At 51.9% G+C, this 25,740-nt stretch carries 19 protein-coding genes and 1 pseudogene; 19 read left to right on the top strand and 1 reads right to left on the bottom strand.

Going from position 1 to position 25,740, the window contains the following annotated elements:
* Positions 1–19: 19 nt before the first annotated feature.
* From rsmH to lpxC, 15 genes and pseudogenes are all read left to right on the top strand, one after another.
* Positions 20–958 (top strand): 16S rRNA (cytosine(1402)-N(4))-methyltransferase RsmH, encoded by a 939-nt coding sequence (gene rsmH, locus C2M35_RS07445; RefSeq protein WP_105264981.1) that lies wholly within the window; start codon positions 20–22, stop codon positions 956–958.
* The gene (gene ftsL, locus C2M35_RS07440; RefSeq protein WP_105188517.1) at positions 955–1,281 is read left to right on the top strand and encodes a cell division protein FtsL; all 327 of its coding nucleotides are present in this window, start codon (positions 955–957) and stop codon (positions 1,279–1,281) included. The genes rsmH and ftsL overlap by 4 nt, the downstream gene beginning before the upstream one ends.
* A complete protein-coding gene (locus C2M35_RS07435) occupies positions 1,278–3,101 on the top strand; it encodes a peptidoglycan D,D-transpeptidase FtsI family protein (protein ID WP_105258065.1) in 1,824 nt (607 codons plus the stop codon). Before ftsL ends, C2M35_RS07435 begins: the two co-directional genes overlap by 4 nt.
* Positions 3,094–4,564, top strand: a pseudogene (gene murE, locus C2M35_RS07430) (UDP-N-acetylmuramoyl-L-alanyl-D-glutamate--2,6-diaminopimelate ligase). The gene C2M35_RS07435 and the pseudogene murE overlap by 8 nt, the downstream one beginning before the upstream one ends.
* Positions 4,561–5,946: a UDP-N-acetylmuramoyl-tripeptide--D-alanyl-D-alanine ligase gene (locus C2M35_RS07425; RefSeq protein WP_105199363.1), complete on the top strand. Its 1,386-nt coding sequence runs from the start codon at positions 4,561–4,563 to the stop codon at positions 5,944–5,946. Before murE ends, C2M35_RS07425 begins: the two are co-directional and overlap by 4 nt.
* Positions 5,946–7,028, top strand: a complete 1,083-nt coding sequence (mraY, locus tag C2M35_RS07420; protein ID WP_105264980.1) for a phospho-N-acetylmuramoyl-pentapeptide-transferase — start codon at positions 5,946–5,948, stop codon at positions 7,026–7,028. The genes C2M35_RS07425 and mraY overlap by 1 nt, the downstream gene beginning before the upstream one ends.
* Entirely contained in the window at positions 7,029–8,363 is a 1,335-nt protein-coding gene (gene murD / locus C2M35_RS07415) for a UDP-N-acetylmuramoyl-L-alanine--D-glutamate ligase (RefSeq protein ID WP_105264979.1), read from the top strand. It abuts the gene before it with no gap.
* The gene (gene ftsW, locus C2M35_RS07410) at positions 8,360–9,580 is read left to right on the top strand and encodes a cell division protein FtsW (RefSeq protein ID WP_105213441.1); all 1,221 of its coding nucleotides are present in this window, start codon (positions 8,360–8,362) and stop codon (positions 9,578–9,580) included. Before murD ends, ftsW begins: the two co-directional genes overlap by 4 nt.
* Positions 9,577–10,632 (top strand): undecaprenyldiphospho-muramoylpentapeptide beta-N-acetylglucosaminyltransferase, encoded by a 1,056-nt coding sequence (gene murG / locus C2M35_RS07405; RefSeq protein ID WP_105264978.1) that lies wholly within the window; start codon positions 9,577–9,579, stop codon positions 10,630–10,632. Before ftsW ends, murG begins: the two co-directional genes overlap by 4 nt.
* Positions 10,632–12,104, top strand: coding sequence for a UDP-N-acetylmuramate--L-alanine ligase (gene murC / locus C2M35_RS07400; protein ID WP_105264977.1), 1,473 nt, complete (start codon positions 10,632–10,634; stop codon positions 12,102–12,104). Before murG ends, murC begins: the two co-directional genes overlap by 1 nt.
* Entirely contained in the window at positions 12,101–13,012 is a 912-nt protein-coding gene (locus C2M35_RS07395) for a D-alanine--D-alanine ligase (RefSeq protein WP_105264976.1), read from the top strand. Before murC ends, C2M35_RS07395 begins: the two co-directional genes overlap by 4 nt.
* Positions 13,013–13,792, top strand: coding sequence for a cell division protein FtsQ/DivIB (locus C2M35_RS07390; RefSeq protein ID WP_105199370.1), 780 nt, complete (start codon positions 13,013–13,015; stop codon positions 13,790–13,792).
* Positions 13,789–15,018 carry a cell division protein FtsA gene (gene ftsA / locus C2M35_RS07385; RefSeq protein WP_105199371.1) on the top strand — a complete coding sequence of 410 codons (1,230 nt, stop codon included), beginning with the start codon at positions 13,789–13,791 and terminating at the stop codon, positions 15,016–15,018. Before C2M35_RS07390 ends, ftsA begins: the two co-directional genes overlap by 4 nt.
* A 22-nt stretch (positions 15,019–15,040) precedes the next feature.
* Positions 15,041–16,309, top strand: a complete 1,269-nt coding sequence (ftsZ, locus tag C2M35_RS07380) for a cell division protein FtsZ (RefSeq protein WP_105199372.1) — start codon at positions 15,041–15,043, stop codon at positions 16,307–16,309.
* Positions 16,310–16,395: 86 nt separating this feature from the next.
* Complete coding sequence (gene lpxC, locus C2M35_RS07375; RefSeq protein WP_105199373.1) at positions 16,396–17,307, top strand: UDP-3-O-acyl-N-acetylglucosamine deacetylase; 912 nt, start codon at positions 16,396–16,398, stop codon at positions 17,305–17,307.
* Between the two features lie 44 nt (positions 17,308–17,351).
* Here the strand turns inward: lpxC and C2M35_RS07370 are convergent, their stop codons facing one another.
* Positions 17,352–17,858: a DUF721 domain-containing protein gene (locus C2M35_RS07370; protein ID WP_105265000.1), complete on the bottom strand. Its 507-nt coding sequence runs from the start codon at positions 17,856–17,858 to the stop codon at positions 17,352–17,354.
* Positions 17,859–18,294: 436 nt separating this feature from the next.
* On the opposite strand from C2M35_RS07370, the gene secA reads away from it, so the two are divergent.
* The 4 genes from secA to ggt all read left to right on the top strand — a co-directional run bounded on the left by secA (position 18,295) and on the right by ggt (position 25,518).
* Complete coding sequence (gene secA, locus C2M35_RS07365) at positions 18,295–20,997, top strand: preprotein translocase subunit SecA (RefSeq protein ID WP_105264975.1); 2,703 nt, start codon at positions 18,295–18,297, stop codon at positions 20,995–20,997.
* 56 nt (positions 20,998–21,053) lie between these two features.
* Positions 21,054–21,443 (top strand): 8-oxo-dGTP diphosphatase MutT, encoded by a 390-nt coding sequence (gene mutT, locus C2M35_RS07360; protein WP_105264974.1) that lies wholly within the window; start codon positions 21,054–21,056, stop codon positions 21,441–21,443.
* 94 nt (positions 21,444–21,537) lie between these two features.
* Positions 21,538–23,625, top strand: coding sequence for a M13 family metallopeptidase (locus C2M35_RS07355; RefSeq protein ID WP_105213436.1), 2,088 nt, complete (start codon positions 21,538–21,540; stop codon positions 23,623–23,625).
* Positions 23,626–23,808: 183 nt separating this feature from the next.
* Positions 23,809–25,518 (top strand): gamma-glutamyltransferase, encoded by a 1,710-nt coding sequence (ggt, locus tag C2M35_RS07350; protein WP_105264973.1) that lies wholly within the window; start codon positions 23,809–23,811, stop codon positions 25,516–25,518.
* Positions 25,519–25,740: the final 222 nt, after the last annotated feature.

Below are 25,740 nucleotides of genomic sequence, written 5' to 3'. Positions count from 1 at the left end.
ATAGGGCGCGAGCACACGCATGAGCGAAGAATTTCAACACATCTCCGTACTGATGACGGAAACCATTGATGCCTTAGCGATTAAGCCAGACGGCATTTACATCGATGGTACCTTTGGCCGTGGCGGCCACTCCAGCGAGATTCTTGCCCGTTTGGGAGAAAAGGGCCGCTTGCAGGCCATAGATCAGGACCCTACGGCCATTGCCGCCGCCAAGCGCTTTGCCGATGATCCTCGTTTTAGCATTGCCCATAGTCGCTTTTCGCGTCTTGATGAGGTCGCCGAGGCGGCTGGGATCACAGGTCAGGTCGACGGTATCCTGCTGGATATCGGCGTTTCTTCGCCGCAGCTGGATGATGCCGGACGCGGCTTCAGCTTTATGACAGACGGTCCATTGGATATGCGCATGGACCCAAGTCAGGGGCGCAGTGCCGCCCAATGGTTGGCCGAGGCCGAATTAGAAGACATGGTGTTTGTGTTTAAAAAGTACGGCGAAGAGAAATTCGCCCGTCGCATCGCCACTAAAATCATCGAAACCAGAGCACACACCGAGATTAACTCCACGGCGCAATTGGCGCAGTTAATTGACGAGGCGGTGCCGGTGAAAGACAAACACAAGCACCCGGCGACACGTACCTTCCAGGCCATTCGAATTTATATCAACAGCGAACTGGAAGAGATTCAAACCGCGCTGCAGGCATCCTTGTCGGTGCTTAAGCCCGGTGGTCGCCTGGTGGTAATTTCCTTCCATTCGTTGGAAGACCGAATCGTAAAACAATTTATCAAGAAGCAGAGCAAGGGAGAGGCTGTGCCTAGAGGTCTGCCATTAACCGATGCACAATTAAATAAAGAACTGACGTTAAAGGCAGTAGGCAAAGCCATTAAGCCGAGCGATGAAGAGATCGCTCGCAATAGCCGTGCGCGCAGCTCCGTCCTTCGTGTAGCCGAGAGATTGGGATGAGCCAACAACCAGTAAAACGCCAACCAAACCTCTTCGTCGAGATAATACGGGGATTGATTGACAACAAGCTAACGTTGGGGCTGCTTTTTTCTATTCTGTTCAGTGCGTTAGCCATAGTCCAGGTAACGCACTTATCACGGGCGCAGCTGATTGCTCAAGACAAGCTGCTGCAAGAACGTGACGAGCTTGACCTAAATTGGCGTTATTTATTGGTAGAAGAAGAATTTTATTCTCAGCATGCACGGATAGAGCAAATTGCCACCGAGCAGCTGAATATGAAAAGACCAACCAGCGAAGATGAAGAAGTGGTGATAGTGCCATGAGAGCAGCGAAACGCAAAAGCAATGCAAACAATTTAATTACCTGGCGCTTTGTGCTGGTATGCGCTGCTGTGCTGCTGGTTTTTGTGACTTTGGTGGCCCGCGCCGCCTATTTGCAGGTGATCGAGCCGGATAAGGCGCGCAGCGAAAATGCCAAGCGCACCGTGCGGGTAGAAAAGTTGCATGTGCAGCGCGGCATGATCTTCGACCGTCAGGGCAAAGAGCTGGCGGTAAGTGTGCCCGTGGTCAGTGTTTATGCCGACCCTAAAGCCATTGACAAGTACCTGCAAAGCAAGGTGGTTAAGCGCGCGAAAAAGCAAGGGGAAGATCCGCAGGATATTCTCGACCGTCCAGAGCATCTGGCCGATCTAAAAGCCGCCTTTTACAAGCAAGATATGCGCTGGCGTGAGCTGGCCGATGTGCTGCGCTTAGAACGCACCAATGTCGACACCCGCTTAATCGGCGATAAAGACCGTCGCTTTATCTATTTAAAACGTCAGGTAACACCCGCTGTGGCCAACTATATCAATGAGTTGAATCTACCGGGCGTGCACCTGCTTGACGAATCCAAACGCTATTATCCCGCCGGTGAAGTCACCGCCCATGTGCTTGGTTTTACCAATATCGACGGTCAGGGCATCGAAGGCATTGAAAAGCTCTATGACGAAGCGCTGACCGGCACAGAAGGGCGCCGCACTATTCGTAAGGATGCCCGTGGCCGCGAAGTTGCCGTTCTGGACGAGCGTCAGCGCGTGGAACCGGAAGATATTCAGCTGTCTATCGACCAGCGTATCCAGGTTATTGCTTACAAAGCGCTTAAATCTGCGGTGTTGACCTACAAGGCCACATCAGGCTCCGCCATGGTGGTGGATGTTAAAACCGGCGAGATCCTCGCCATGGTTAACAGCCCCTCGTTTAACCCCAATAATTTAGAAGATGCGGCGCCGCACAAACGTCGTAACCGCGCCATTACCGATTTATTTGAGCCGGGTTCAACCATTAAGCCACTGACTATCCTGGCCGGTTTGGATTATGGCAATATTGACGCCAACGACACCATAGACACCTACCCGGGTTGGATGCGCGTCGGTGGCAGTCTGGTACAAGACACCCGTAACCGTGGCGAGATGTCGCTGCGCGAGATCCTTAAGGTTTCAAGTAACATGGGTGTGGCGAAGATCTCACAAGACCTGCCTAAAGACTACTTTGTCGGCCTGTTCGAGCGCGTAGGCTTTGGCAGCGACACCGGCACCGGCATGATAGGCGAAAGCAGCGGCCTGTTTTATCCTAACCGTCGCTGGTCTGATTTTGAAATTGCCACCTTGTCGTTCGGATATGCCATCTCGGTAAGCACGGCCCAGTTGGCGCGTTTTTATGCGACCTTAGGTGCCGGCGGCATTTCACGTCCACTGACCATATTAAAACAAGAAGAACCCTTACCCGGAGAGCGCGTTTTTCAAGAACAAGATGCCAAAGCCGTTGTCGAAATGATGGAAAGCGTATTTGAGAAAGGCGGCACAGCGAACAAGGTGAAGGTCGATGGTTATCGCGTCGCAGCGAAGACAGGTACTTCTAAGAAAGCGGTCGCCGGTGGTTACGGCGACGAATATGTCGGCTATTTTGCCGGCGTCGGTCCGGTAAGCGACCCGCGCCTGGCCGTAGTGGTTATGGTCAATGAACCCGGTGGCGACGTGTATTATGGCGGTGCCACCGCGGGTCCGGCCTTTGCCGAAATAATTTCCAATGCGCTGCGTATCCTTAACGTGGCGCCCGATTTAGAACCGGTAGCCAACCTAGCAGTAAAGGGAGGTGGAGATGCGTAATCTTCGCGAAGTACTCGCCCCTTGGGGAATCGATACCGAGATAGGCTTGGTCAACGAATTACAATTAGATAGTCGCCGCGTTCAACGTGGCGATGTGTTTGTGGCCATCAAAGGTCATCAACTCGACGGCGGTCAGTTTGCCGAGCAAGCGCTCGCCCAGGGTGCCAGTGCGGTGATTGCCGACAGTCGCTGTGAACTTAATTGCGACGATGAGCGCATTATCGTTATTGAACGTCTCAGTCTGCGTTTGAGCGAGCTGGCGGCAAGCTTTTATGGTCAGCCCAGCCACGCCTTTGATTTGGTTGGGGTGACCGGCACCAATGGTAAGTCCTCGACCACGGCGATGATCGCTACTCTGGCACAGCATTGCCAACGCCCCAGTGCCATTATCGGTACCTTGGGCTGGGGTGAGCTGGATAAATCTTAACGAGCTGGCTAATACCACGCCGTCTAGCGTTGAGTTACAACAGATTTTTGCTCAGCTAAAAGAGCAGCAAAAACAGCTGGTGGCGATTGAGGTATCCTCTCATGGCCTGATCCAGGGCCGAGTTGCCAACAGCCGTTTTAAGGCCGCGGTGTTTACTAACCTATCGCGCGACCACCTGGACTATCATGGCGATATGCAAAGCTACGGCGATGCCAAGCTGATCCTGATGCGCGATTGCGATGCCGAGCTGGTAGTGCTCAATCAGGACGATGCGGTGGCACAAACCTGGCTGGAAAAATACGACTTCCCCGAGTTGGTGGTGTATGGCCGTAAAACGCTGCCGCCAACCCATGGCCGTTACCTGTATTTCAGTAAGGTGGAGTTCCTGCCTCATGGCTTAAAGGCGCATATCGACAGCAGTTGGGGCGAGGGTGAAGTTACCTTACCGCTGTTTGGCGAGTTTAACCTCTATAACCTGGGTGCCGCGTTGGCCACCTTGCTGGGGCTGGGTTACCCCTTGGAGCAGTTGTTGGCGGCGTGCAAGCAGCTGCAACCTATTGCAGGTCGTATGCAGGCCTATAGCGCCGCTAATGGCCTGACCTGCGTGGTCGATTATGCGCATACCCCGGATGCCATAGAGTTGGCCCTGCAGGCGCTGCATCAGCATGCCCATGGTAAAGTCACCTGCGTATTCGGCTGTGGTGGCGACCGCGACAAGGGCAAGCGTCCCTTGATGGCCAAGGCGGCGCAAAAGTACGCCGACCGTATTGTGGTCACCAGTGACAATCCGCGCAGTGAAGACCCGCAAGCCATCCTCGATGATATCCGCGCCGGTTTTAGCGCTAACGTCGATGTGCAGTATGAAATTGACCGCGCCAAGGCCATTGCCTTGGCCATTACTCAGGCGCAGCCAGGCGATATAGTGCTTATCGCCGGTAAGGGCCATGAGGATTACCAGATTATCGGCGATCAGGTATTGCCGTTTTGTGATCGCACCCTGGTGCAGCAGTTATTGGCACAAGGAGCAACATCATGATCAGTATGGACTTAGATTGGCTAGCCAAGACCTTAGGTATTAGCTATCAGGGTAGCAACAGCAGCCTGAGCAATATCAATACAGATACCCGCACCTTATGCGACGGCGAGGTGTTTTTAGCGCTGCAAGGCCCTAACTTTGATGGCCACAACTTTATCGATGTTGCCGAGCGCCAAGGCGCGGTGGCGGTGATCGTAGCGCACCCGGTAGAAACTCACTTGCCTCAGCTGGTGGTGTCCGACACTCGTATAGCCCTTGGACAGATAGGCGCCGCTGTCAAAGCCGAGGTAGCCCCGAAAACCATCGCTATCACTGGCAGCGTGGGTAAAACCACGGTTAAAGAAATGTGTGCCGCCATTTTGGCGCAAAAAGGCCCGGTGCTGGCCACCAAGGGTAACTTCAATAACGATATTGGCGTGCCACTGACCTTGTTACGCCTTGAGCCACAACATCAATATGCTGTGATTGAACTCGGTGCTAATCACCTTGGCGAAATCGCTTATACCACGGCGTTGACCAAGCCGGACGTGGCCGTGGTCTGTAATGTGGCCGAAGCGCACCTCGAAGGATTTGGCTCCCTGCAGGGGGTGGCCACCGCCAAGGGCGAAATCTTCTCTGGTTTGGCCGAGGATGGCGTGGCGGTGATCAATGCCGACAGCGAGTTTAAACAACAATGGCTCGATGGTCTGGGTACCCGCCAGGTAAAACAGTTTTCAACTAAAGAGCATCTGGATGTGTGGGCCGAAGAGGTGACCCTGGATGCCCTGGCTCGTGCTTCCTTTATGCTTTGCAATAAGGATGAGCGTGTTGCCGTGACTCTGGCCATGCCGGGTCAGCACAATGTTACTAATGTGCTTATCGCCGCGGCATTAACCAGCAGCCTGGGCTGCAGCCTGGCTGATGTGGCCAGCGGCCTTGCCAATATGGCGCAGGTCAAAGGACGAGTGAACATTATCGAGGTAACAAGTCAGCTTACAGTCATTGATGATACTTACAATGCCAACGTGAGATCGGTACAAGCGGCCATTGATTTATTGGCTCAGGTTCCAGGTTTCCGGGTATTGGCCCTCGGCGATATGAATGAACTCGGCGAAGGTGCACGACAATACCATCAACAAGTAGGTGAATATGCCAAGCAAAAGGGCATTGAAGCCGTCTATTCTCTGGGCGTATTAAGCCGTTACGCCAGTGATGTCTATGAACAAGCCGGACGCCACTTTTCTGGGCGCGACCAACTTCTTGAGCAAATGCTGAAGGACTTACGACAGACACAACAAAAAATAACGGTAGTCGTGAAGGGATCGCGCAGTTCTCGCATGGAGCTTTTAGTGGAAGATTTAGTGGCGCATGGCAAACAGTTAGCCGGCGAGGGAGAGAAGTAATGTTAGTGTGGCTGGCTGAATACCTAACCCAGTTTTACAGCGGGTTTAATGTATTTTCTTATTTAACGCTCAGAGCCATCCTGGGAATTCTGACGGCGCTGATGCTGTCTTTGTATTTTGGCCCTAAGCTGATCGCCGCCTTGCAGCGCATGCAGATTGGTCAAACCGTACGTGACGACGGTCCTCAGTCTCATTTAAGCAAGTCGGGTACCCCTACCATGGGTGGTTTGCTTATTCTGGGCGCCATTTTTGTCAGCACCCTGTTTTGGGCCGACTTAAGCAATAAATATGTGTGGGCCACCTTGTTTGTGATTGGCTCTCTGGGCATCGTCGGCTTTATCGATGATTATCGTAAAGTCATACGCAAAGACCCTAAGGGTCTGATTGCCAAATGGAAATACTTCTGGCAGTCGGTGATTGCCTTGATCGTAGCCTTTGCCCTGTATGCCAGCTCGCAACAGGCGGCGGAAACCGCATTAATCGTGCCCTTCTTTAAGGATGTGATGCCGCAGCTTGGGCTTTTCTACATCATCATGACCTATTTTGTGGTGGTGGGTACGTCCAATGCCGTAAACCTCACCGATGGTCTTGATGGCCTGGCCATAGTGCCAACCATTTTAGTGGCCTCGGCGCTGGCCATAATGGCCTATGTGACCGGGCATGCGAATTTCTCAAGCTATCTGCACCTGCCACATTTGCCACTGACCAGTGAGTTGGTTGTGGTCTGTACCGCCATCGTTGGTGCCGGCCTGGGCTTCTTGTGGTTTAACACCTACCCGGCGCAGGTCTTTATGGGCGATGTGGGCTCATTGGCTCTGGGCGGTGCGCTTGGCATTATTGCCGTGCTGGTACGTCAGGAACTGGTGCTAGTGATTATGGGCGGTGTCTTCGTGATGGAGGCTGTGTCTGTGATCTTGCAGGTGGGCTCATACAAGTTACGGGGCGAGCGGATTTTCCGCATGGCACCTATTCACCATCATTATGAATTAAAGGGCTGGCCGGAGCCGCGCGTGATCGTGCGCTTTTGGATTATTTCCATCGTGCTGGTACTTGCTGGATTGGCAACATTGAAGATCAGGTAAATGGGCTATTTAAAGACGCTTAAAAATAAACGTATCGCGGTGCTTGGACTGGGGGTTTCCGGTCTGGGCACAGTGCGTTTTTTGCATGCTCATAAATTGGCGCCAGTGCTTGTCGACTCGCGTCAGCAGGTGCCTACTCAGTTGTGGTTAGACTCTCATGTGCCGCATCTGGAGCAGCGTTTTGGCCCCTTAGCAGAAGCCGACCTGACATCCTTCGACTTAATCTTGATCGGCCCTGGACTGGCATTAGCCACCCCCGATGTGCAGCAAGCCATTGCCGCCGGCGTAGAAGTGATAGGTGATGTCGAGTTGTTTGCCCGCATCAATACCAAGCCTGTGCTGGCGGTAACCGGCTCAAACGGCAAGTCAACCGTGGTTTCCTTGCTCGCCAAGGTACTTGAGCGCGGCGGCCTGCATATAGGCTTGGGCGGTAATATCGGCACCGCGGTGCTGGATTTACTGGCCCTGGACGCCGATGCCTATGTTTTAGAATTATCTAGCTTCCAGCTGGAGACCATCTCCAGCCTGGCGGCCAAAAGCGCCTGTATTTTGAATCTGTGTGAAGATCATATGGACAGATACGAGGATATGGGCGGCTATATCGATGCCAAACAGCGTATCTATCAGGGCTGTGAGCTGGCCGTTTTCAATAGTGAAGACGCCGACACGGCGCCGCTGCAGAGCAATAACGCCGAGCGTATCAGCTTTGGGTTAGAGCAGGGCGATTACCATATTATGATGCACCAGGGTCAAGCCTACTTTGCCTTTCGTCAGCAGCCTATTTTGCCCTGCGCCAGCAGCTTACTACCAGGCAGTCACAACCGTTTGAATGTGTTGGCTGTAATGGCCATGTGTCATTCCTTTGCCTTTGACGCTGGTGTGTATGAGCGGGCGCTGCAAGAATTCCCAGGTTTAGATCACCGCTGTCAGTATGTAGATACCCTAAACGGGGTGCGCTACTTCAACGATTCCAAGGCCACCAACGTGGGCGCCACCATAGCCGCGATTAACGGCTTTGCCGATGAACCGGGACGCTTGATTTTAATTGCCGGTGGCGATGCCAAGGGCGCCGATTTAACGCCCTTGCAAGAGCCGTTACTCAATCAGGTCGCTGAGCTGATTTGCCTGGGTAAAGATGGCGCTGCCATTGCCGCACTAAAGCCCGGTAGTCACCAGGTCGGTGACATGGCCGAAGCGGTACGTTGCGCCAAGGCCTGCGCCCGTGATGGCGACATAGTTTTACTGGCGCCAGCTTGTGCCAGCCTGGACATCTATGCCAATTACATGGTGCGCGGTAACGACTTTGCACAACAAGTGCATGAGGGGGAGGCATGAGCTGGGATCGCATTAAAGATCTACTGCATCTGAAGCCCTCGGGTCAGCTATACGATGTGCCCTTGCTTTATACCCTGCTGTGTTTAGTGGGAATTGGTTTTGTCATGGTGACCAGCGCCTCCATGCCTGAAGGCGAGCGCCTGTTCGACAATCCGTATCATATTATGGTGCGCCAGGCCGTGTTTATGGGGATGGCACTGTTCTTGTTTACCCTGGCAACCAGTTTGAAAATGCAGTGGTGGAAGGTAGCCAATACTTATCTCTTGTTTGTAGGCCTAGGCCTCTTGGTTGCGGTATTGGTCTTGGGTAGTGAAATCAATGGTTCGAAGCGCTGGATCCCACTAGGTCCCATCAATATTCAGGCCTCGGAAGTGGCCAAGCTGTTCTTCTTTAGTTACCTCGCAGGTTACCTGGTACGTAAGCGCGACGAGGTGCAGGAGAATATTAAAGGCTTTGTGAAGCCCATTAGCGTCTTTGTTCTGTACGCAGGTTTGATTCTATTGCAGCCGGATCTTGGTACCGTAGTAGTAATGTTTGTGACCACGGTTGGCCTGCTGTTTCTGGCCGGTGCCAAGTTGTGGCAGTTCTTTGTCCTGATGCTTTCTGGTATAGGTCTGGTGATCGCCCTAATCGTATTTGAACCCTATCGTTGGGCCCGGGTTGTGGGCTTTCTAGAGCCTTGGGACGACCCCTTTGGTAAAGGTTATCAATTAGTACAGTCGCTGATGGCCTACGGTCAGGGTGGCTGGTTTGGTCAGGGGCTAGGTAACAGCGTACAGAAGCTTCAATATATGCCACACGCCCATAACGACTTTATTTTTGCCGTGGTGGCCGAAGAGCTGGGTTTTGTCGGTGTGTTTACCGTCTTGGTGCTACTGGGCACCTTGGTATTTAGAGCCTTGCTTATTGGTCAGCGTGCGCTTAAGGCCAATAAAGAATATGAGGGCTATTTAGCTCTGGGAATCGGTATTTGGTTTGCGTTCCAGTCCATGGTTAATGTCGGCGCCAGCGCCGGGATCTTACCCACCAAGGGACTGACCTTACCCTTTATCTCTTACGGTGGCTCCAGCTTGTTGGTGATGGCCATTGCCGCTGGGGTGTTATTCCGTATCGACTTTGAAACCAAGATGGCGACCAAGCAGGCGACCTCCAGAGGTCACGGCCGGGGTCATCGTCGTGTTGTACCTAGCCCCGCAGCAGTACAGGAGGCAGTATGAATAAATCCCTGGTAGTGGTTGCCGGTGGCACAGGCGGACATATTTTTCCCGGCATCGCCGTGGCCCAATACCTGCGCGAGCAGGATTGGCAGGTCTCCTGGATTGGCACGGACGACAGAATGGAAGCGGATGTGGTGCCTAAGCACGACATAGAAATCGATTTTATTCGTGCTCAGGGCGTGCGTGGCAATGGCTTAAAACGTCTCTTCCAAGCGCCCTTGATGATCATCAAGGCCTTTTTTGCGGCACGTAAGATTTTAAAGCAACGTCGTCCGGCGGCGGTGTTGGCCATGGGTGGCTATGTTACCGGGCCTGTGGGCCTAGCGGCGAAAAGCTTAGGGATCCCCTTAGTGATCCATGAGCAAAATGCTGTGGCCGGCATGAGCAACAAGCTTTTGGCCAAGCTGGCTAACAGCTGTTTGGGTGCCTTTCCCGGTGCTCTGCCACAAAGTGATTTTCAGGTGGTGGGTAACCCGGTGCGTCAGTCGCTGATGAATATTGCCCCGGTTGAGGTCAGCTCGCCCATCAATATTCTGGTGGTGGGTGGCTCGTTGGGAGCACAGGTGTTAAATGATACCTTGCCAACGGTGTTTGCCGAGCTGGCGAAAAAGCATGAATTAGCTGTGTGGCATCAAACCGGCAAGGGGCGCTCCAGTAAGGTGCAGGAGCAATATCAGGCGCAGCAGCTTGAGGCCAAGGTGAGCGACTTTATCGACGATATGGATGCCGCCTATGCCTGGGCTGACTTGGTTATTTGTCGCGCCGGTGCTTTGACCGTGAGCGAAGTAGCGGCGGCCGGACGCATGGCCCTGTTTGTGCCATTTCCACATGCCGTGGACGACCATCAAACCGCCAATGCCCAGTATTTAGTGGGTGGCGATGCAGCCTTGTGTATGCAGCAAGGCGATTTTTATCAAGCCGCCGTGGTTGAGGCGCTAGCGCCGTATTTTCAGCAGCCCCAATTAATTACCGAGATGGGTAAGCGCGCGAAGGCGCTGGCCAAACTCGATGCAACCGCAGCGGTTGCAAAACAATGTGAGCAGTATAGTTAATGACAGTAACAACAGGCACAGCCCAACAGCAGGGCACGCAACAACAAGGGCAACGACCGGCCATGCGCCGCGTTGAAACCATTCATTTTATCGGCATAGGTGGTGCAGGTATGGGCGGTATTGCCGAAGTACTAGCCTATGAAGGGTATCGCATCACGGGTTCTGACATTGCTCAAAGTGCGATGACGGAGCGCTTGATCAAAGCCGGTGCCGAAGTGTTTATCGGTCATGATCAGAACAATGTGAAAGATGCTTCTGTGGTGGTGGTCTCTACCGCCATCAATGAACAGAACCCAGAGATTATCGCCGCCCGTAACGCGCGTATTCCTATCGTGCGCCGTGCGGAAATGTTGGCCGAGCTGATGCGTTTTCGTCATGGTATCGCCATTGCCGGTACCCATGGTAAAACCACCACCACCAGTTTGGTTGCCAGTATTTTTGACGAGGCTAAGCTGGATCCCACCTTTATCATCGGTGGCTTGCTTAATAGCGCCGGCAGTAATGCCAAAGTGGGCTCAAGTCGTTTCCTCATTGCCGAAGCGGATGAAAGTGATGCCTCCTTCTTGCATCTGCAGCCCATGGTGTCTGTGATCACTAACATTGAAGAAGATCACATGGATACCTATGAGGGCAGTCTGGAGAAAATGAAGGACACCTATGTGGAATTCATCCATAACCTGCCGTTTTACGGTTTGGCCGTGGTTTGCATCGACTCACCTGTGGCCCGTGAACTGATCCCACGCTTTTCTCGTCAGGTCACCACCTACGGTGAACATGAAGATGCGGATTATCGTCTGGCCGACTTTACCCAGGATGCCAGCACCTGCTCCTTTACGGTGACCTCGAAACAGGGGGAGCGTCTTGAGGTGACCCTGAATATGCCGGGTAAACACAATGCCCTGAATGCCACAGCGGCCATCGCCGTTGCTAAGGATGAGGGGATTGGGGACACCGCGATTTTACAGGCGTTGGAGAAGTTCGAAGGCATTGGCCGTCGCTTCCAGCATTATGGTGAGTTTACCAATGAGCGTGGCAAGGTGATGCTGGTGGATGACTATGGTCATCACCCCAGTGAGGTGGCAGCCACCATTAAGGCGGCCCGCGACGGTTGGCCGCAAAAGCGCCTGGTGATGATCTATCAGCCGCACCGTTATAGCCGCACCCGAGACCTATACGAAGACTTCGTTAAGGTATTGGGCGACGTCGACCAGCTTATTTTGCTTGATGTCTATGCCGCCGGTGAAGAGCCGATTGTCGGTGCCGACTCGAAAAGCCTGTGCCGCAGTCTGCGCCAGCGCGGTAAGGAGCCCTTGCATGTGGCGGATAACAACGAGTTAGCAAGCGTATTAGCCACCACCTTGGCCGATGATGATCTGGTGATCACCCAAGGTGCGGGCAACATAGGTCAGTTGGTGAAAAAGCTGGCCGCAACCGAATTACAGATTGAAAAGTTACAGCAGGTATCCTCATGAGTCAGGCATTTGGCAAAGTAGCAGTTTTACTAGGTGGGTCATCTGCCGAGCGCGAAGTATCGCTTAAATCAGGTGCAGCCGTGCACGCGGCTTTGGTTGAGGCTGGTGTCGATGCGCACCAGTTTGACCCGGTTGAGCGCCCTCTGCATGAGCTTGCACAAGAGGGTTTTGACCGTGTCTTTATCGCCCTACATGGTCGCGGTGGTGAAGATGGCACCCTGCAAGGGGCATTGGAATTTATGGGCTTGCCCTACACAGGTTCAAGCGTACTGGGTTCGGCCCTGGCGATGGATAAAATCCGCTGTAAGCACCTGTTTCAGGTGGCTGGCCTGCGCACCGCTCCTTATAAAGTAGTGTCGCAAAGCCAAGGCTTTGATTGTGCAGAGATTATGGCGCAGCTGGGCCATGTGATGGTAAAACCTTCGCACGAAGGTTCGAGTATCGGCATGGCTGAGGCCAACAATGCCGAAGAGCTGGCGCAAGCCCTGGAAGCCGCCTTTAAGTTTGACGACGAGGTCTTGGTAGAGCAGTGGCTAAGCGGCCGCGAATTTACCGTGTCTATCTTGAGTGATAAGGCCTTGCCTGTGATTGAAATGCGTACGCCGAGCGGTTTCTATGACTATCAGGCCAAGTACCAATCAAGCACCACGGAATATTATTGCCCGGCGGATCTAAGCGAAGCGCAAACGGCGCAGTTGCAAGAGATGGCGGAGCAGGCCTTTGCGCTTGTGGGCGCTAAGGGCTGGGGACGTGTTGATGCCATGCAAGGCGCCGACGGTGAGTTCTATCTGCTTGAAGTCAATACGGTACCCGGAATGACGGAGAAATCCTTGGTGCCTATGGCGGCCAAGGCCACGGGCGTAGATTTCACCGCACTGGTAGTGAAGATTTTGGAGCAAACTCTGTAAATGGCGACATTAAGGGAAAAGCTGAGCGGACTAAAACAGGGAACCAATTGGTCACTGCTGTTTGGCTTGAGCTTTTTTCTGCTGGTGGTGTTTATGGTGTTGAAGTTGACCTTCAACTTCTCCGACTGGCTGGTTCGTGATAAGGACGCCCAGCTTAAGCAGCTGCAGGTGTTGGGTGAGCCCAAGTACACCGCCGAGCGCGCCATTATCGACGCCATTAAACAGGCGGATTTGGACAGCTTTTTTGAGCTCGATGTAAAGCAGGTGCAGGAGTTAGTCACCGATTTACCTTGGGTTGCCAGCGCCTCGGTGCGTAAGCAATGGCCGGATACCCTGCAGGTGTACGTGGTGGAGCATCAGGCTGTAGCGCTTTGGAATGACGACCAACTGCTTAATAGCAAGGGGCAGGTATTCACCGCGCCGCAGGAGGGCATAAAGGACTCCTTGCCTAGCTTGTTCGGCCCCGAAGGCAGCGAATTGGAAGCCTGGCAGACCTTTAATCGTTTTGAAGAGTTGTTTGCGGTAAACGGTTTGAAATTATCCAGCCTGGCGCTGTCGGAGCGTTTCGCCTGGCAATTATGGTTAGATAACGGCATTCGCCTCAATTTAGGGCGTGATGATAAAGCAAAACGCGTACAAAGATTTATTGATGTCTACCCACACTTGAAAAAACGTCAAGATGTACAGGTAGATGTCGTTGATTTGCGATATGATACCGGGCTTGCGGTGCAATTTAAGCCGCTGGCAGTAACGGAAGAAGAACAAAAGAGTAAGGTATGACCAAGTCAGTAGAACGTAACCTTGTTATCGGTTTGGATGTGGGCACCTCGAAAGTGGTGGCTACGGTCGGTGAGATCACCGATGACAACAAGCTCAGCATTGTTGGTGTAGGCCGCCAGGTATCCCATGGTATGGATAAAGGTGGCGTGAATGACTTGAACCTGGTTTCCGAGTCGATTCGCCGCGCCATAGACGAAGCCGAGCTGATGGCCGACTGCCGCATCAGCTCTGTGTATCTGGGCATTTCCGGTAAGCACATTCAATGTCAGAACGAAACCGGTGTGGTGGCAATTAACAACACCGAAGTGACCGATGAAGACATAGACAACGTCATCCACATTGCTCGTTCCGTGCCTATTTCTGCGGAGCGCAAAATGCTCCATGCCTTACCGCAAGAATACAGCATCGACATGCAAGAGGGCATTAAGAACCCACTGGGCATGAGCGGTGTGCGTATGGAAGCCAAGGCCCATATCATCACCTGTTCCAACGACATGGCGAAGAATATTGAAAAATGTGTCGAGCGTTGTGGCCTGCAGGTTGATCAGCTGATCTTCAATGCCCTGGCGTCTTGCTACTCGGTATTGACCGAAGACGAAAAAGAGCTGGGCGTGGCGGTACTGGATATAGGTGGTGGCACTATGGATATCACCATCTATATCAATGGCGCTTTACGTCATTCTGCGGTGATCCCGGTTGCGGGTAACCAGGTAACCGGCGATATCGCCAAGATTTTCCGTACGCCTATTTCTCATGCCGAAGCCATTAAGGTGCAGTACGCCTGTGCCAGCAGCCAAATGGCCAGTAATGAAGAACAAATTGAAGTACCTAGCGTGGGCGGACGTCCTTCGCGTATTATGTCGCGCCACACCTTATCCGAGGTGGTTGAGCCGCGCTTTAGAGAATTATTTGAACTGGCGCTCGAAGAAATTCGTCGCTCCGGTTTTGAAGATCAAATTGCTGCTGGATTGGTTGTTACCGGCGGCAGTGCAAAGATGACCGGTGCTTTGGAAGTGGCAGAAGACATCTTCCAAATGCCGGTACGTATCGGTAGTCCACTAGGGATAACGGGATTAACTGATTATGTAAGCGATCCCTCATTTGCAACCGCCGTAGGTTTGTTACAATATGGTCGGACCATGCAGTCGATCAACGCAACAAAAGCGAAAGCAGACGAGGGTAACTGGTGGGGCCGTATTACTAAATGGTTCCAAGGTGAGTTTTAGTACTCAAGTCGGAGAGTAAACTATGTTTGATATGATGGAAGAGCACAGCGAAGAAGCTGTTATCAAGGTAATAGGTGTTGGTGGCGGCGGCGGTAATGCCGTAGAACACATGGTGCAGCAGCACATCGAAGGCGTGAAATTTATCACCGCCAATACCGATGCGCAGGCACTACGTAAGTCATCGGCTGATGTCACGGTGCAACTAGGTACACAGATCACTTCAGGTCTAGGTGCCGGAGCCAACCCGGAAATCGGTAAGAAGAGTGCCGAGGAAGATGCTGAAACCATTAAAAGCGCCCTGCAAGGTGCGGATATGGTCTTTATCGCTGCCGGTATGGGCGGTGGTACGGGCACAGGTGCGGCGCCAGTTGTCGCTCGCATTGCCAAAGAGCTGGGTATTTTGACCGTAGCGGTAGTAACGCGTCCGTTCGATTTCGAAGGTAAAAAGCGCGCTGCAGCAGCGGATCATGGCATTAATGAACTGGCGGAAATCGTTGATTCACTGATCACCATTCCTAACAATAAATTATTGAAAGTATTGGGTAAGGGCACGACCCTGCTTGATGCCTTCGCCAAAGCCAATGACGTACTTTACGGTGCGGTACAAGGCATTGCCGAGCTAATTACTCGCGCTGGCCTTATTAACGTCGACTTCGCCGACGTACGTACTGTTATGTCGGCCATGGGTACGGCAATGATGGGTTCTGCTTCGGCATCTGGCCCAGACCGTGCACAAGAAGCGGCGGAAGCGGCTATTTCAAGCCCACTGCTTGAAGACGTGGATCTAACCGGTGCCAAGGGTATCCTGGTTAATATTACCGCGGGTATGGACCTGTCTATCGAAGAGTTCGAGATCGTCGGTAACCATGTTAAGGCCCTGGCTTCTGAGAATGCCACCGTGGTTGTGGGTACTGCCATCGATATGGAAATGAGCGATGAGCTGCGCGTAACCGTAGTAGCAACCGGTCTAGGTGGCGATCGTCGTCCTCAGTTCGGTGTTGTAGACAACGGCTTTAAGCGCGCCGTGGGTTCTGATGTGAACGCCCAAGGAACGCAGAGCACACAAAGCACTTCTATGTTTGTGCCAAGCTTTGCTACCCAAGGAACTCAAACCAGCTTTGAAGAGTCAAAGCCGGTAGATGAGCCATCGTTTAGCAGTAATAGTGCGACCACGAGTCAGGCAAGTGTAGTGACTAGCCAAGAGAGCAAGGCCAGCGCTGCACCGAAGAAGCAGGAAGAATCGGGTGATTATTTCGATATCCCGGCGTTTCTGCGTAAGCAAGCAGACTAGTTTAAAAAACAAACTAATTTGTTAACTGGTGCGATGTGTGGTAGAATCCGCCGTCTAATTTTAGTTTAGTAAGTGAGCGAAAGCCTATGATCAAACAGCGTACGATTGCAGAAGTAGTCAAAGCCACGGGTGTTGGTCTCCACAAGGGTGAGAAGGTTTCCTTAACTCTCCGACCAGCGAGCGCGAATACTGGGATAGTATTTCGTCGCGTGGACCTTGATCCGGTTGTGGATTTCGAAACGACCCCGGAAGCGGTGGGCGATACGCAATTGTGTACCTGTTTAACTAATAAAGACGGCGTTCGCTTATCTACTACCGAGCACCTGATTGCTGCGGTAGCCGCATTAGGCATCGACAACCTGATTGTTGAGCTTGATAGCGGTGAAGTACCTATTATGGATGGCAGTGCCTTGCCATTCATTTATCTGCTACAAAAAGGCGGTATTGCCGAGCAGAATGTAGCCAAGCGTTTTATTCGTATCAAAGAAAAGGTACGCGTAGAAGAGGGTGATAAGTGGGCCGAGATCGAACCTTATGATGGTTTTCATATCGATTTCGAAATCGCCTTTGATCACCCGGCTATTAACGACAGTCGCCAGCGCATTGCCCTGGATATTACGGCACAGAACTTTATCGAAGAGATCAGTCGTGCCCGTACCTTCGGCTTTATGAAAGACATCGAGTATATGCATGCTAATAACCTGGCTCTAGGTGGCAGCATGGATAATGCCGTTGTTCTTGACGAGTTTAAGGTGTTAAATCCAAACGGCTTACGTTATGCGGACGAGTTCGTTAAGCACAAGATCTTGGACTGTGTGGGCGACATGTTCATGACCGGCCACAACATTCTCGGTAAGCTTACCGCTTATAAGTCGGGTCATGACCTGAACAACAAATTGCTGCGCAAAATCATGGCGACCGAGTCGGCATGGGAATGGGCAACATTTGAAGAGTCAGTGACCATGCCAGCTCCGGCTCTGGCACTGCATACGGCTTAAGCCTGCAGATAGAAAATTATCGAAAAAAATGACGCTTTAGAGCGTCATTTTTTTTGTCTGCCGTGTTGCGCCAAGCGCATTAATTTTTGCTGTAGCGAGGGTGGTGCATGCTCGGCAAGCAATTCTAAATTGTGAGCCGTTTGCTCGCTCATGGCGCGCTTGTTACTGGGTTCCTGGCTGGTCTTTTTCGCTTGCGTTTGTGCCTGCGCCAAAGGTGCGCGCTGCGCCGCATTGGGAGAGGTGACTATTTTCACTTGGCATAAATCCACCAAGCCCTGCTGGCGAAAGGCCGAGAGAATATCCATCTTGATATAGTTCAGCTTCATTGCCACCGTGGCGCTATGCGCCTCGATGATCAGGGCGCCGTCGCGAATATTGGCTACCCGGCATTTCTTCGCCAGGTTTTCCCCCACCGCTTGGTGCAGAGTCTGCTGTTGCGAGGCCAGCTCCTGAGTTTTGGCGCCATAGTTGGCGATGCGCGAGCCGAACCGCGGGTTTAATTGCCCCAGCACTTCGTTAAGTTGTTTTGGCGCATAGCGATCTTTTGCCATAAACGGCATCCACCTCTTGAATTTGACTGAATCGTCACCACTTCTATTGCAATGCTTGAGTCTCTATTGCTGTACTTTAGACCCACTTTATATTGCTAAGTTTGCAAAGATTTCTCTGAACGTTATGATAGGCCAGCGATAATACCAATGCCATTAGTTTTTAATAGGCTTTCTGCTGTAAAGGCAAGTTACCGGAAGTGCTAATGGAATTGGTATTATTAGGTGCTGCAATTCATTGAGTTTGTTATGATGTCGCTCAAAAGTACACCGCTCAAGCAGTCACACTCAATAGCTCCACAATAGTCGCTCTTATGTAACTTGAGTGCGGTATAAATTGGATAAACGAAGTTCGCAAGTGACTTGGCAGTGTCCTTAGGGGTGACCCCGAAGGATGAACCAGAGCGCTTAACGCAGATGAGAATGTAACGGTTAAATCATGATCACGAAAATATTTACCAAAATCTTTGGTAGTCGCAATGACCGCACAATTAAAAACTTACGTAAAACGGTCGCGCTAATCAATGCCTTAGAAGGCCAACTAGAATCACTCAGCGATGAAGAACTAAAAGCAAAAACCGCTGAATTTCGTGAGCGTTATGACAACGGCACAAGTTTAGATGACCTCTTACCAGAAGCCTTCGCGGTGGTACGCGAAGCATCAAAGCGTGTGTATGGCATGCGCCACTTCGATGTGCAGATGATAGGCGGCATGGTGTTGCACCAAGGCCGTATCGCTGAGATGCGTACCGGTGAAGGTAAAACCCTGACCGCAACCCTACCAGCCTACCTTAATGGTCTGTCGGGTAAGGGTGTACACGTAATTACCGTGAACGACTACCTGGCCAAGCGTGACGCCGAAACCAACCGTCCGCTGTTTGAATTCCTGGGCTTAACCGTGGGCTGTAATGTGCCTGGCATGATGCCAATGCAGAAAAAAGACGCCTATAGCGCCGACATTACCTATGGTACCAACAACGAATTTGGCTTTGACTACCTGCGCGACAACATGGCGTTCAGTATTGATGAGCGCGTGCAGCGTCCGCTTAACTTCGCGGTGGTGGATGAGGTTGACTCAATCCTTATCGATGAAGCCCGTACGCCGCTGATTATTTCCGGTCCTGCGGAAGATTCATCTGAGCTTTACACGCAAATCAACAAGATAGTTCCTGAGCTGGTACAGCAGGAAAAAGAAGATGAGGAAGGCGTTGAAGGCGACGGTGATTACACCATAGACGAAAAAGGCAAGCAGGTTCACCTTACCGAGCGCGGTCAGATCAAGGTTGAAGAGCTTCTTACCGAGCGCGGCTTGATTGAAGAGGGCGACTCACTGTACTCGGCGGGTAACATTACCCTGCTTAGCCATGTGTACGCCGCATTGCGTGCCCACAAACTGTATCAAAAAGACGTCGATTACGTGGTTAAAGACAATGAAATTATCATTGTTGATGAACACACGGGTCGTACCATGGAAGGCCGTCGTTGGTCTGAAGGCCTGCACCAGGCGGTAGAAGCCAAAGAAGGCGTGAAGATCCAGAATGAAAACCAAACCCTGGCTTCAATCACCTTCCAGAACTACTTCCGTATTTACGACAAGCTAGCCGGTATGACGGGTACGGCGGACACCGAAGCGTTCGAATTCCAGTCTATCTACGGCCTAGACACGGTTGTTATTCCAACCAACAAACCGATGATCCGTGATGATCGTGCCGACCTGGTTTACCTGACTCAGGAAGAAAAATACGAAGCGATCTTGGCCGACATTAAAGACTGCCAAGAGCGCGGTCAGCCGGTGCTAGTGGGTACTATTTCAATCGAAAGCTCGGAATACCTGTCGCAGTTCCTGCGTAAAGAGAAAATTCAGCACAACGTATTGAATGCCAAGTTCCACGCTCAGGAAGCCGACATCGTTGCCGATGCGGGTCTGCCGGGTAAAGTGACTATCGCCACCAACATGGCCGGTCGTGGTACCGATATCATGCTAGGCGGTAACTGGCAGAGCGAAGCCGAAAAGCTTGATAATCCAAGTGAAGAGCAAATCGCAAAAATTAAAGAACAATGGAAAAAGCGTCATGACGATGTCATCGCTGCCGGTGGTCTGCACATCATAGGTACCGAGCGTCACGAGTCTCGTCGTATCGATAACCAGCTACGTGGTCGTTCGGGTCGTCAGGGTGATGCCGGTTCAAGCCGCTTCTATCTGTCGATGGAAGATGCCCTGATGCGTATCTTCGCCGGTGAGCGCATGACTAACATGATGCGTAAACTAGGCATGCAACGTGGCGAAGCCATCGAACACCCTTGGGTTAACCGTGCCATTGAAAACGCCCAGCGTAAGGTAGAAGCCCGTAACTTCGATATTCGTAAGCAGTTGCTTGAGTACGATGATGTGGCCAACGACCAGCGCCGCGTGGTATACGCTCAGCGTAACGAGCTGCTGGAAGAGGGTGATATCTCAGAAACCATAGATGCTATTCGCAACGACGTGATCAACGGCGTAATCGATCAGTATATTCCACCGCAATCGCTGGCGGAAATGTGGGACGTGCCTGCTTTGGAAGATCGCTTGAAGGCAGACTATCTGCTTGATTTGCCTATCCAGCAATGGCTTGCCGAAGACAACAAGTTGTTTGAAGAAAAACTGCGTGATCGCATCGTCGAAGAAGCAACTAACGCATATAAAGCAAAAGAAGAAATGGTGGGTCCACAGGTACTTCGCCAGTTCGAAAAAGCGGTTATGCTGCAAAGCCTGGATCAGCATTGGAAAGATCACCTGGCTGCCATGGATCACCTGCGTCAGGGTATCCACCTACGTGGTTATGCGCAGAAGAATCCGAAGCAAGAATATAAGCGTGAATCATTCGAGCTATTCTCAGCCATGCTAGAGAACCTGAAAACAGATGTAGTAAACATCCTAAGCAAGGTTCAGGTACGTGCCGAGGAAGATGTTGAACGAGTTGAAGAACAACATCGCAAGTCTGAAGAAGCGCCGCGTCAGTATCAACACGCTGAAGCCGAGCAGGTTGGTGGTGAAGCACCTGCGCCGGTATCGGCGCGCGTCGAGCCTAAGGTGGGTCGTAATTCGCCTTGTCCATGTGGCTCGGGTATGAAATACAAGCAATGCTGTGGCAAACTCAGCTAAGCATTCTCTTAGTTAAATAAAAAGCGGCCTATGCCGCTTTTTTTATGGAGCAGTTAATGAGTCAGAAAGTGGTTAATGTTGCCGTAGGCATTATTCTTCGCGGCGCGCAAACCTACATATGTAAGCGCCCGGACGACAAACACCAAGGCGGCTTGTGGGAGTTTCCTGGCGGTAAAATCGAAGCCGGTGAAACGACCACTGCGGCCTTGGCCAGAGAGCTGTTGGAAGAAGTCGCCATTGAGGTGCACAGCAGCGACTCCTTTATGCTGATTGAGCATGACTATGGCGATAAGCAGGTGCGCCTGGATATCCATAAGGTCAGCGACTTTAGTGGTGAGCCTCATGGTGCGGAAGGCCAGCAAGGGGAGTGGGTGGCACTCAACGATTTACACCGTTATGCCTTCCCCAAAGCAAACCAGGCCATCCTAGAAAAACTATGTTCATAAATTGTTACAAACTGGGTTTCTCGCTCTGCGCCCATAGGTTTAATATGGGCTAGTTGGGGATCACCTCTTTCATAATTAAAAATGGGATAACAATATGTTTAAAGTAACCTTAGCAGCGGCCGCAACGGCGCTGGCACTAGGACTTACCGGTTGTAGTGAGCAAGCACAAAGTGCGAAGACCGAAACTCAGGCGCAAAGCGTTGCTGCAGAACAAACAAAACAAGTGCAACAACTTAGCTCGGGTATTGAGCTAGAAAACATCGATACCGCGGTGCGTGCACAAGATGATTTTTACTACCACATCAATGGTAAATGGCTAGAGCGCACCGAAATTCCGGGCGACAAGTCTAACTATGGCTCTTTCACCGCCCTATACGATCAGTCACAAGCGGCACTGAAAGAAGTGATCGAAGCGGCGGCTAAAAACACCAAGGCGGCACCGGGCAGCGATGAGCAAAAGCTGGGCGCCTTCTACAGCAGCTATATGAATACCGATGCCCTGGAAGAAAAAGGCATCGCTCCGCTTAAGCCTTACCTGGATAAGATTGCCACGGTTGCCGATAAATCAGCGCTAGTATCGCTGATGGCGGATCTGCGCATTCAAGGGGGCACCACGCCGTTTGCTTGGTATGTCAATAACGATGCCAAGAACTCAAGCCAGTATGCCCTTTATGTGTCTCAGTCGGGCTTAGGTTTACCGGATCGTGATTACTACCTTAAAGATGACGAGAAGTTCTCTACCATCCGCACGCAATACCTGGCTTATATCACGGACATGCTAACCAAGGCCGGCGTTGAAAACGCAGACCAAGCGGCAAAGGGTATTCTTGCTCTTGAAACCGAGCTGGCTACGGCGCAGTGGAGCCGAGTAGAAAGCCGCGATGCCACCAAGTCATACAACAAGATGACGGTTGCCGAAGCCAATGAGCTAACCGGTGCATTCGACTTTGCCCAGTTCTTAAAGCAATCAAAAATCAACACCGAAGATTTAGTTGTACGTCAGCCTTCTTATTTTGAAAAGCTAGGTGGTATCTATGAGCAAACCGACCTGGCTACTTGGCAGAATTACCTAACATTCCATTTTGTTAGCAACTACGCCGATGAGCTAAGCAAGGAATTTGTTGACCGTAAATTTGCTTTCTACAGCACCACCTTACGTGGCGTTGAAGAACAGCAACCGCGTTGGAAAAAAGCGGTAGACTCAGCCAACTCGGTACTGGGTGAGCTGCTTGGTAAGGTGTACGTTAAAGATAACTTCCCACCTGAAGCAAAAGCACGCATGGAAGAGTTGGTTGCCAACCTGATCAAGGGTTTCGACCAAGCCATCGACGGTCTTGAGTGGATGAGTGCCGAAACCAAAGTGGCAGCCAAAGAGAAGCTGAACAAGTTCACGCCTAAGATTGGTTACCCAGACAAGTGGAAAGACTACTCGGCGCTAGAGGTCAAAGCGGACGACCTGGCGGGTAACTTTATTCGTCACAGTGAGTGGGCATACGATGATATGCGTAACAAGCTGGGCAAGCCGGTGGATCGCAGCGAGTGGTTTATGACACCACAAACGGTGAATGCTTACTACAACCCGGTGAACAACGAAATCGTGTTCCCTGCGGCCATCCTGCAACCGCCATTCTTTAACCTGGAAGCGGACGACGCGGTGAACTACGGCGCCATCGGTGCGGTAATTGGCCACGAGCTAGGTCATGGCTTCGACGATCAGGGTTCAAAATACGATGGTGACGGTAACCTGCGTAACTGGTGGAGCGAGCAAGATTTGGCGCAGTTCCAGGAGCGTGGTCAGCAACTGGTATCGCAGTACAACGAATATGCCCCGTTTGAAGACGCTAATGTGAACGGCCAGCTGACGCTGGGCGAGAACATCGGTGACCTAGGCGGCCTAACCGTAGCCTATAAAGCCTACCAGTTATCACTGGGTGGCGAAGAAGCCCCGGTTCTGGATGGTTACACCGGCGATCAACGCTTCTTTATGGGGTGGGCGCAGATCTGGCGTCGTAAGTACCGTGATGAAGAGCTGCGCAACCGCCTGATGACGGACTCGCACTCACCAAGTCACTACCGTGTTATCGGTGTGCTACCAAATATGCCTGAGTTCTATAAGGCATTCGACGTGAAAGAGACCGACGAAATGTACATTAAGCCGGAAGATCGCGTTAAGATCTGGTAAGTTCGGCTAATTACTGCCAAGGCGCCAGTCTTGTTATCCTCGCCAAATAAGGGCAAGGGTAATGGGGCGGCGCCTTTGTTTTTTATCGCACTTGTTTCCCCCGTTAACGCAAACCCATTGCCTTGGTCGTTATTTATCTACTAACTTTGTTATCTAATAAATAAAAGCAAAGAGTAGAGAATTATGAAGCGAATAAAACGAGGTTTTTTTCTAGCAGGGATTTCGCTAAGTCTACTGGCACCTTCAGCCACGCTTGCCCACGACCGCATTACCGGCAAGGAATTTGCCACCCGCTCCGAAGTCATTGCCAGCGAGGCCATGGCCGCCACCTCTCAGCCTTTAGCCACCCAGGTTGCGCTGAATATCTTGCGCCAGGGCGGTAATGCCATTGACGCGGCCATAGCCGCCAATGCCATGCTGGGCTTGGTTGAGCCTACCGGCTGTGGTATTGGCGGTGATCTCTTTGCCATTGTTTATTCCGCCGAGGACGGCAAGCTGCATGGCTTGAATGCCTCGGGTCGCTCACCGCTTGGTTTGAGCTTTGAAGAGCTTAAGAAAATAACCAAGGACGAGGGGAAGATCCCCGCCTATGGACCGCTGCCGGTGTCCGTGCCCGGTGCCGTTGATGGTTGGTTTGAGTTACACGAAAAGTTTGGCTCACTGCCCATGACAGAAATTTTAAAACCCAGCATCGAGTATGCCGAAAAGGGCTTTCCCGTCAGCGAGGTGATCGCCTATTACATGCAGCGCAGTGTCGGTGCTCGGGGCGAATACCCGGGTTTTAAAGAGGTCTTTATGGCCGACGGCGAGATGCCGAAAAAAGGTGAGATATTTAAAAACCCGGCATTGGCCAACACCTACAAGCAACTGGCAGAAGGTGGTCGCGATGCCTTTTACAAGGGCGATATCGCCAAGGAAATCGACCGTTATATGCAGGAAAATGGCGGTTATATCCGTTACCAAGACCTGGCGGCCCACACCAGTGAATGGGTTGAGCCGGTGGCCACCACCTATCGCGGACACACCTTGTGGGAGTTACCGCCCAATGGCCAGGGTATCGCCGCCCAGCAGATCCTGAATATCCTCGAAGACTATGATCTTGCCGCCATGGGCTTTGACAGCCCCGAGTATATTCACACCTTTGTTGAGGCCAAGAAGCTCGCCTTTGCCGATAGGGCCAAGTACTACGCCGATCCTGCTTTTAACGATATTCCGGTGCAGCGTTTGATTTCCAAGGAATATGCCGCCGAGCGTCGCAAACTCATCGACCCCAATAAGGCGGCCAAGCGCGACCATGCCGGCCCGGTTGAAGGGGATACCATCTACCTGACCACGGCGGATAAGTACGGCAACATGGTGTCGCTGATCCAAAGCAATTACCGTGGCATGGGCTCGGGTATGACACCTGAAAAGCTTGGCTTTGTGCTGCAAAACCGCGGTGAATTATTCTCGCTTAAAGAAGGGCACTTCAATCAGTATGAGCCGGGCAAGCGGCCCTTTCACACCATTATCCCGGCGTTTGTCACCAAAGACGGTAAACCTTATATGAGCTACGGGGTGATGGGCGGCGCGACGCAGCCACAAATGCATGCGCAGATCCTGATCAATATGATTGATTTTGGTATGAATCTGCAAGAGGCGGGGGATGCGCCGCGTATTCTGCACTCGGGCTCAACTCAGCCCACCGATGAGATCATGACAGATGGTGGTGTAGTGTCCCTGGAGTCCGGTTTTAGCATGGAAACGCGCCGAGAATTAATGAAAAAAGGCCATACCCTGCAAGAAGCCGTGGGCCCCTATGGTGGCTATCAGGCGATTCTCAAAGACCCGCAAAGCGGCGTTTATTATGGCGCTTCCGAATCCAGAAAGGATGGCCAAGCCGCCGGTTACTAGGGTCTGTTGACCTTTGTTGTTCGTTTCTGCAGCAGCTTGTAGTGTATTTATACAAGGCGGCACATGTGTGGTGTAGTTATTCTACATAAGCATGTAACAACACAGTAGAAATGCACTACAAGCGCTGCCCTACGGGTTCATCTAAACGCATCCTGCTCTGTGTTGCTCGCTATGTACATAGAATGACTATGCAGCATAACGAGCGTCGTGATCAGAATGCGT

The sequence above is a fragment of the Pseudoalteromonas sp. T1lg76 genome (assembly GCF_002964725.1).
Classification (GTDB): domain Bacteria; phylum Pseudomonadota; class Gammaproteobacteria; order Enterobacterales; family Alteromonadaceae; genus Pseudoalteromonas.
The sequence above is the reverse complement of the archived record's forward strand: the minus strand, read 5'-3'. Positions and strand labels throughout refer to the sequence as shown.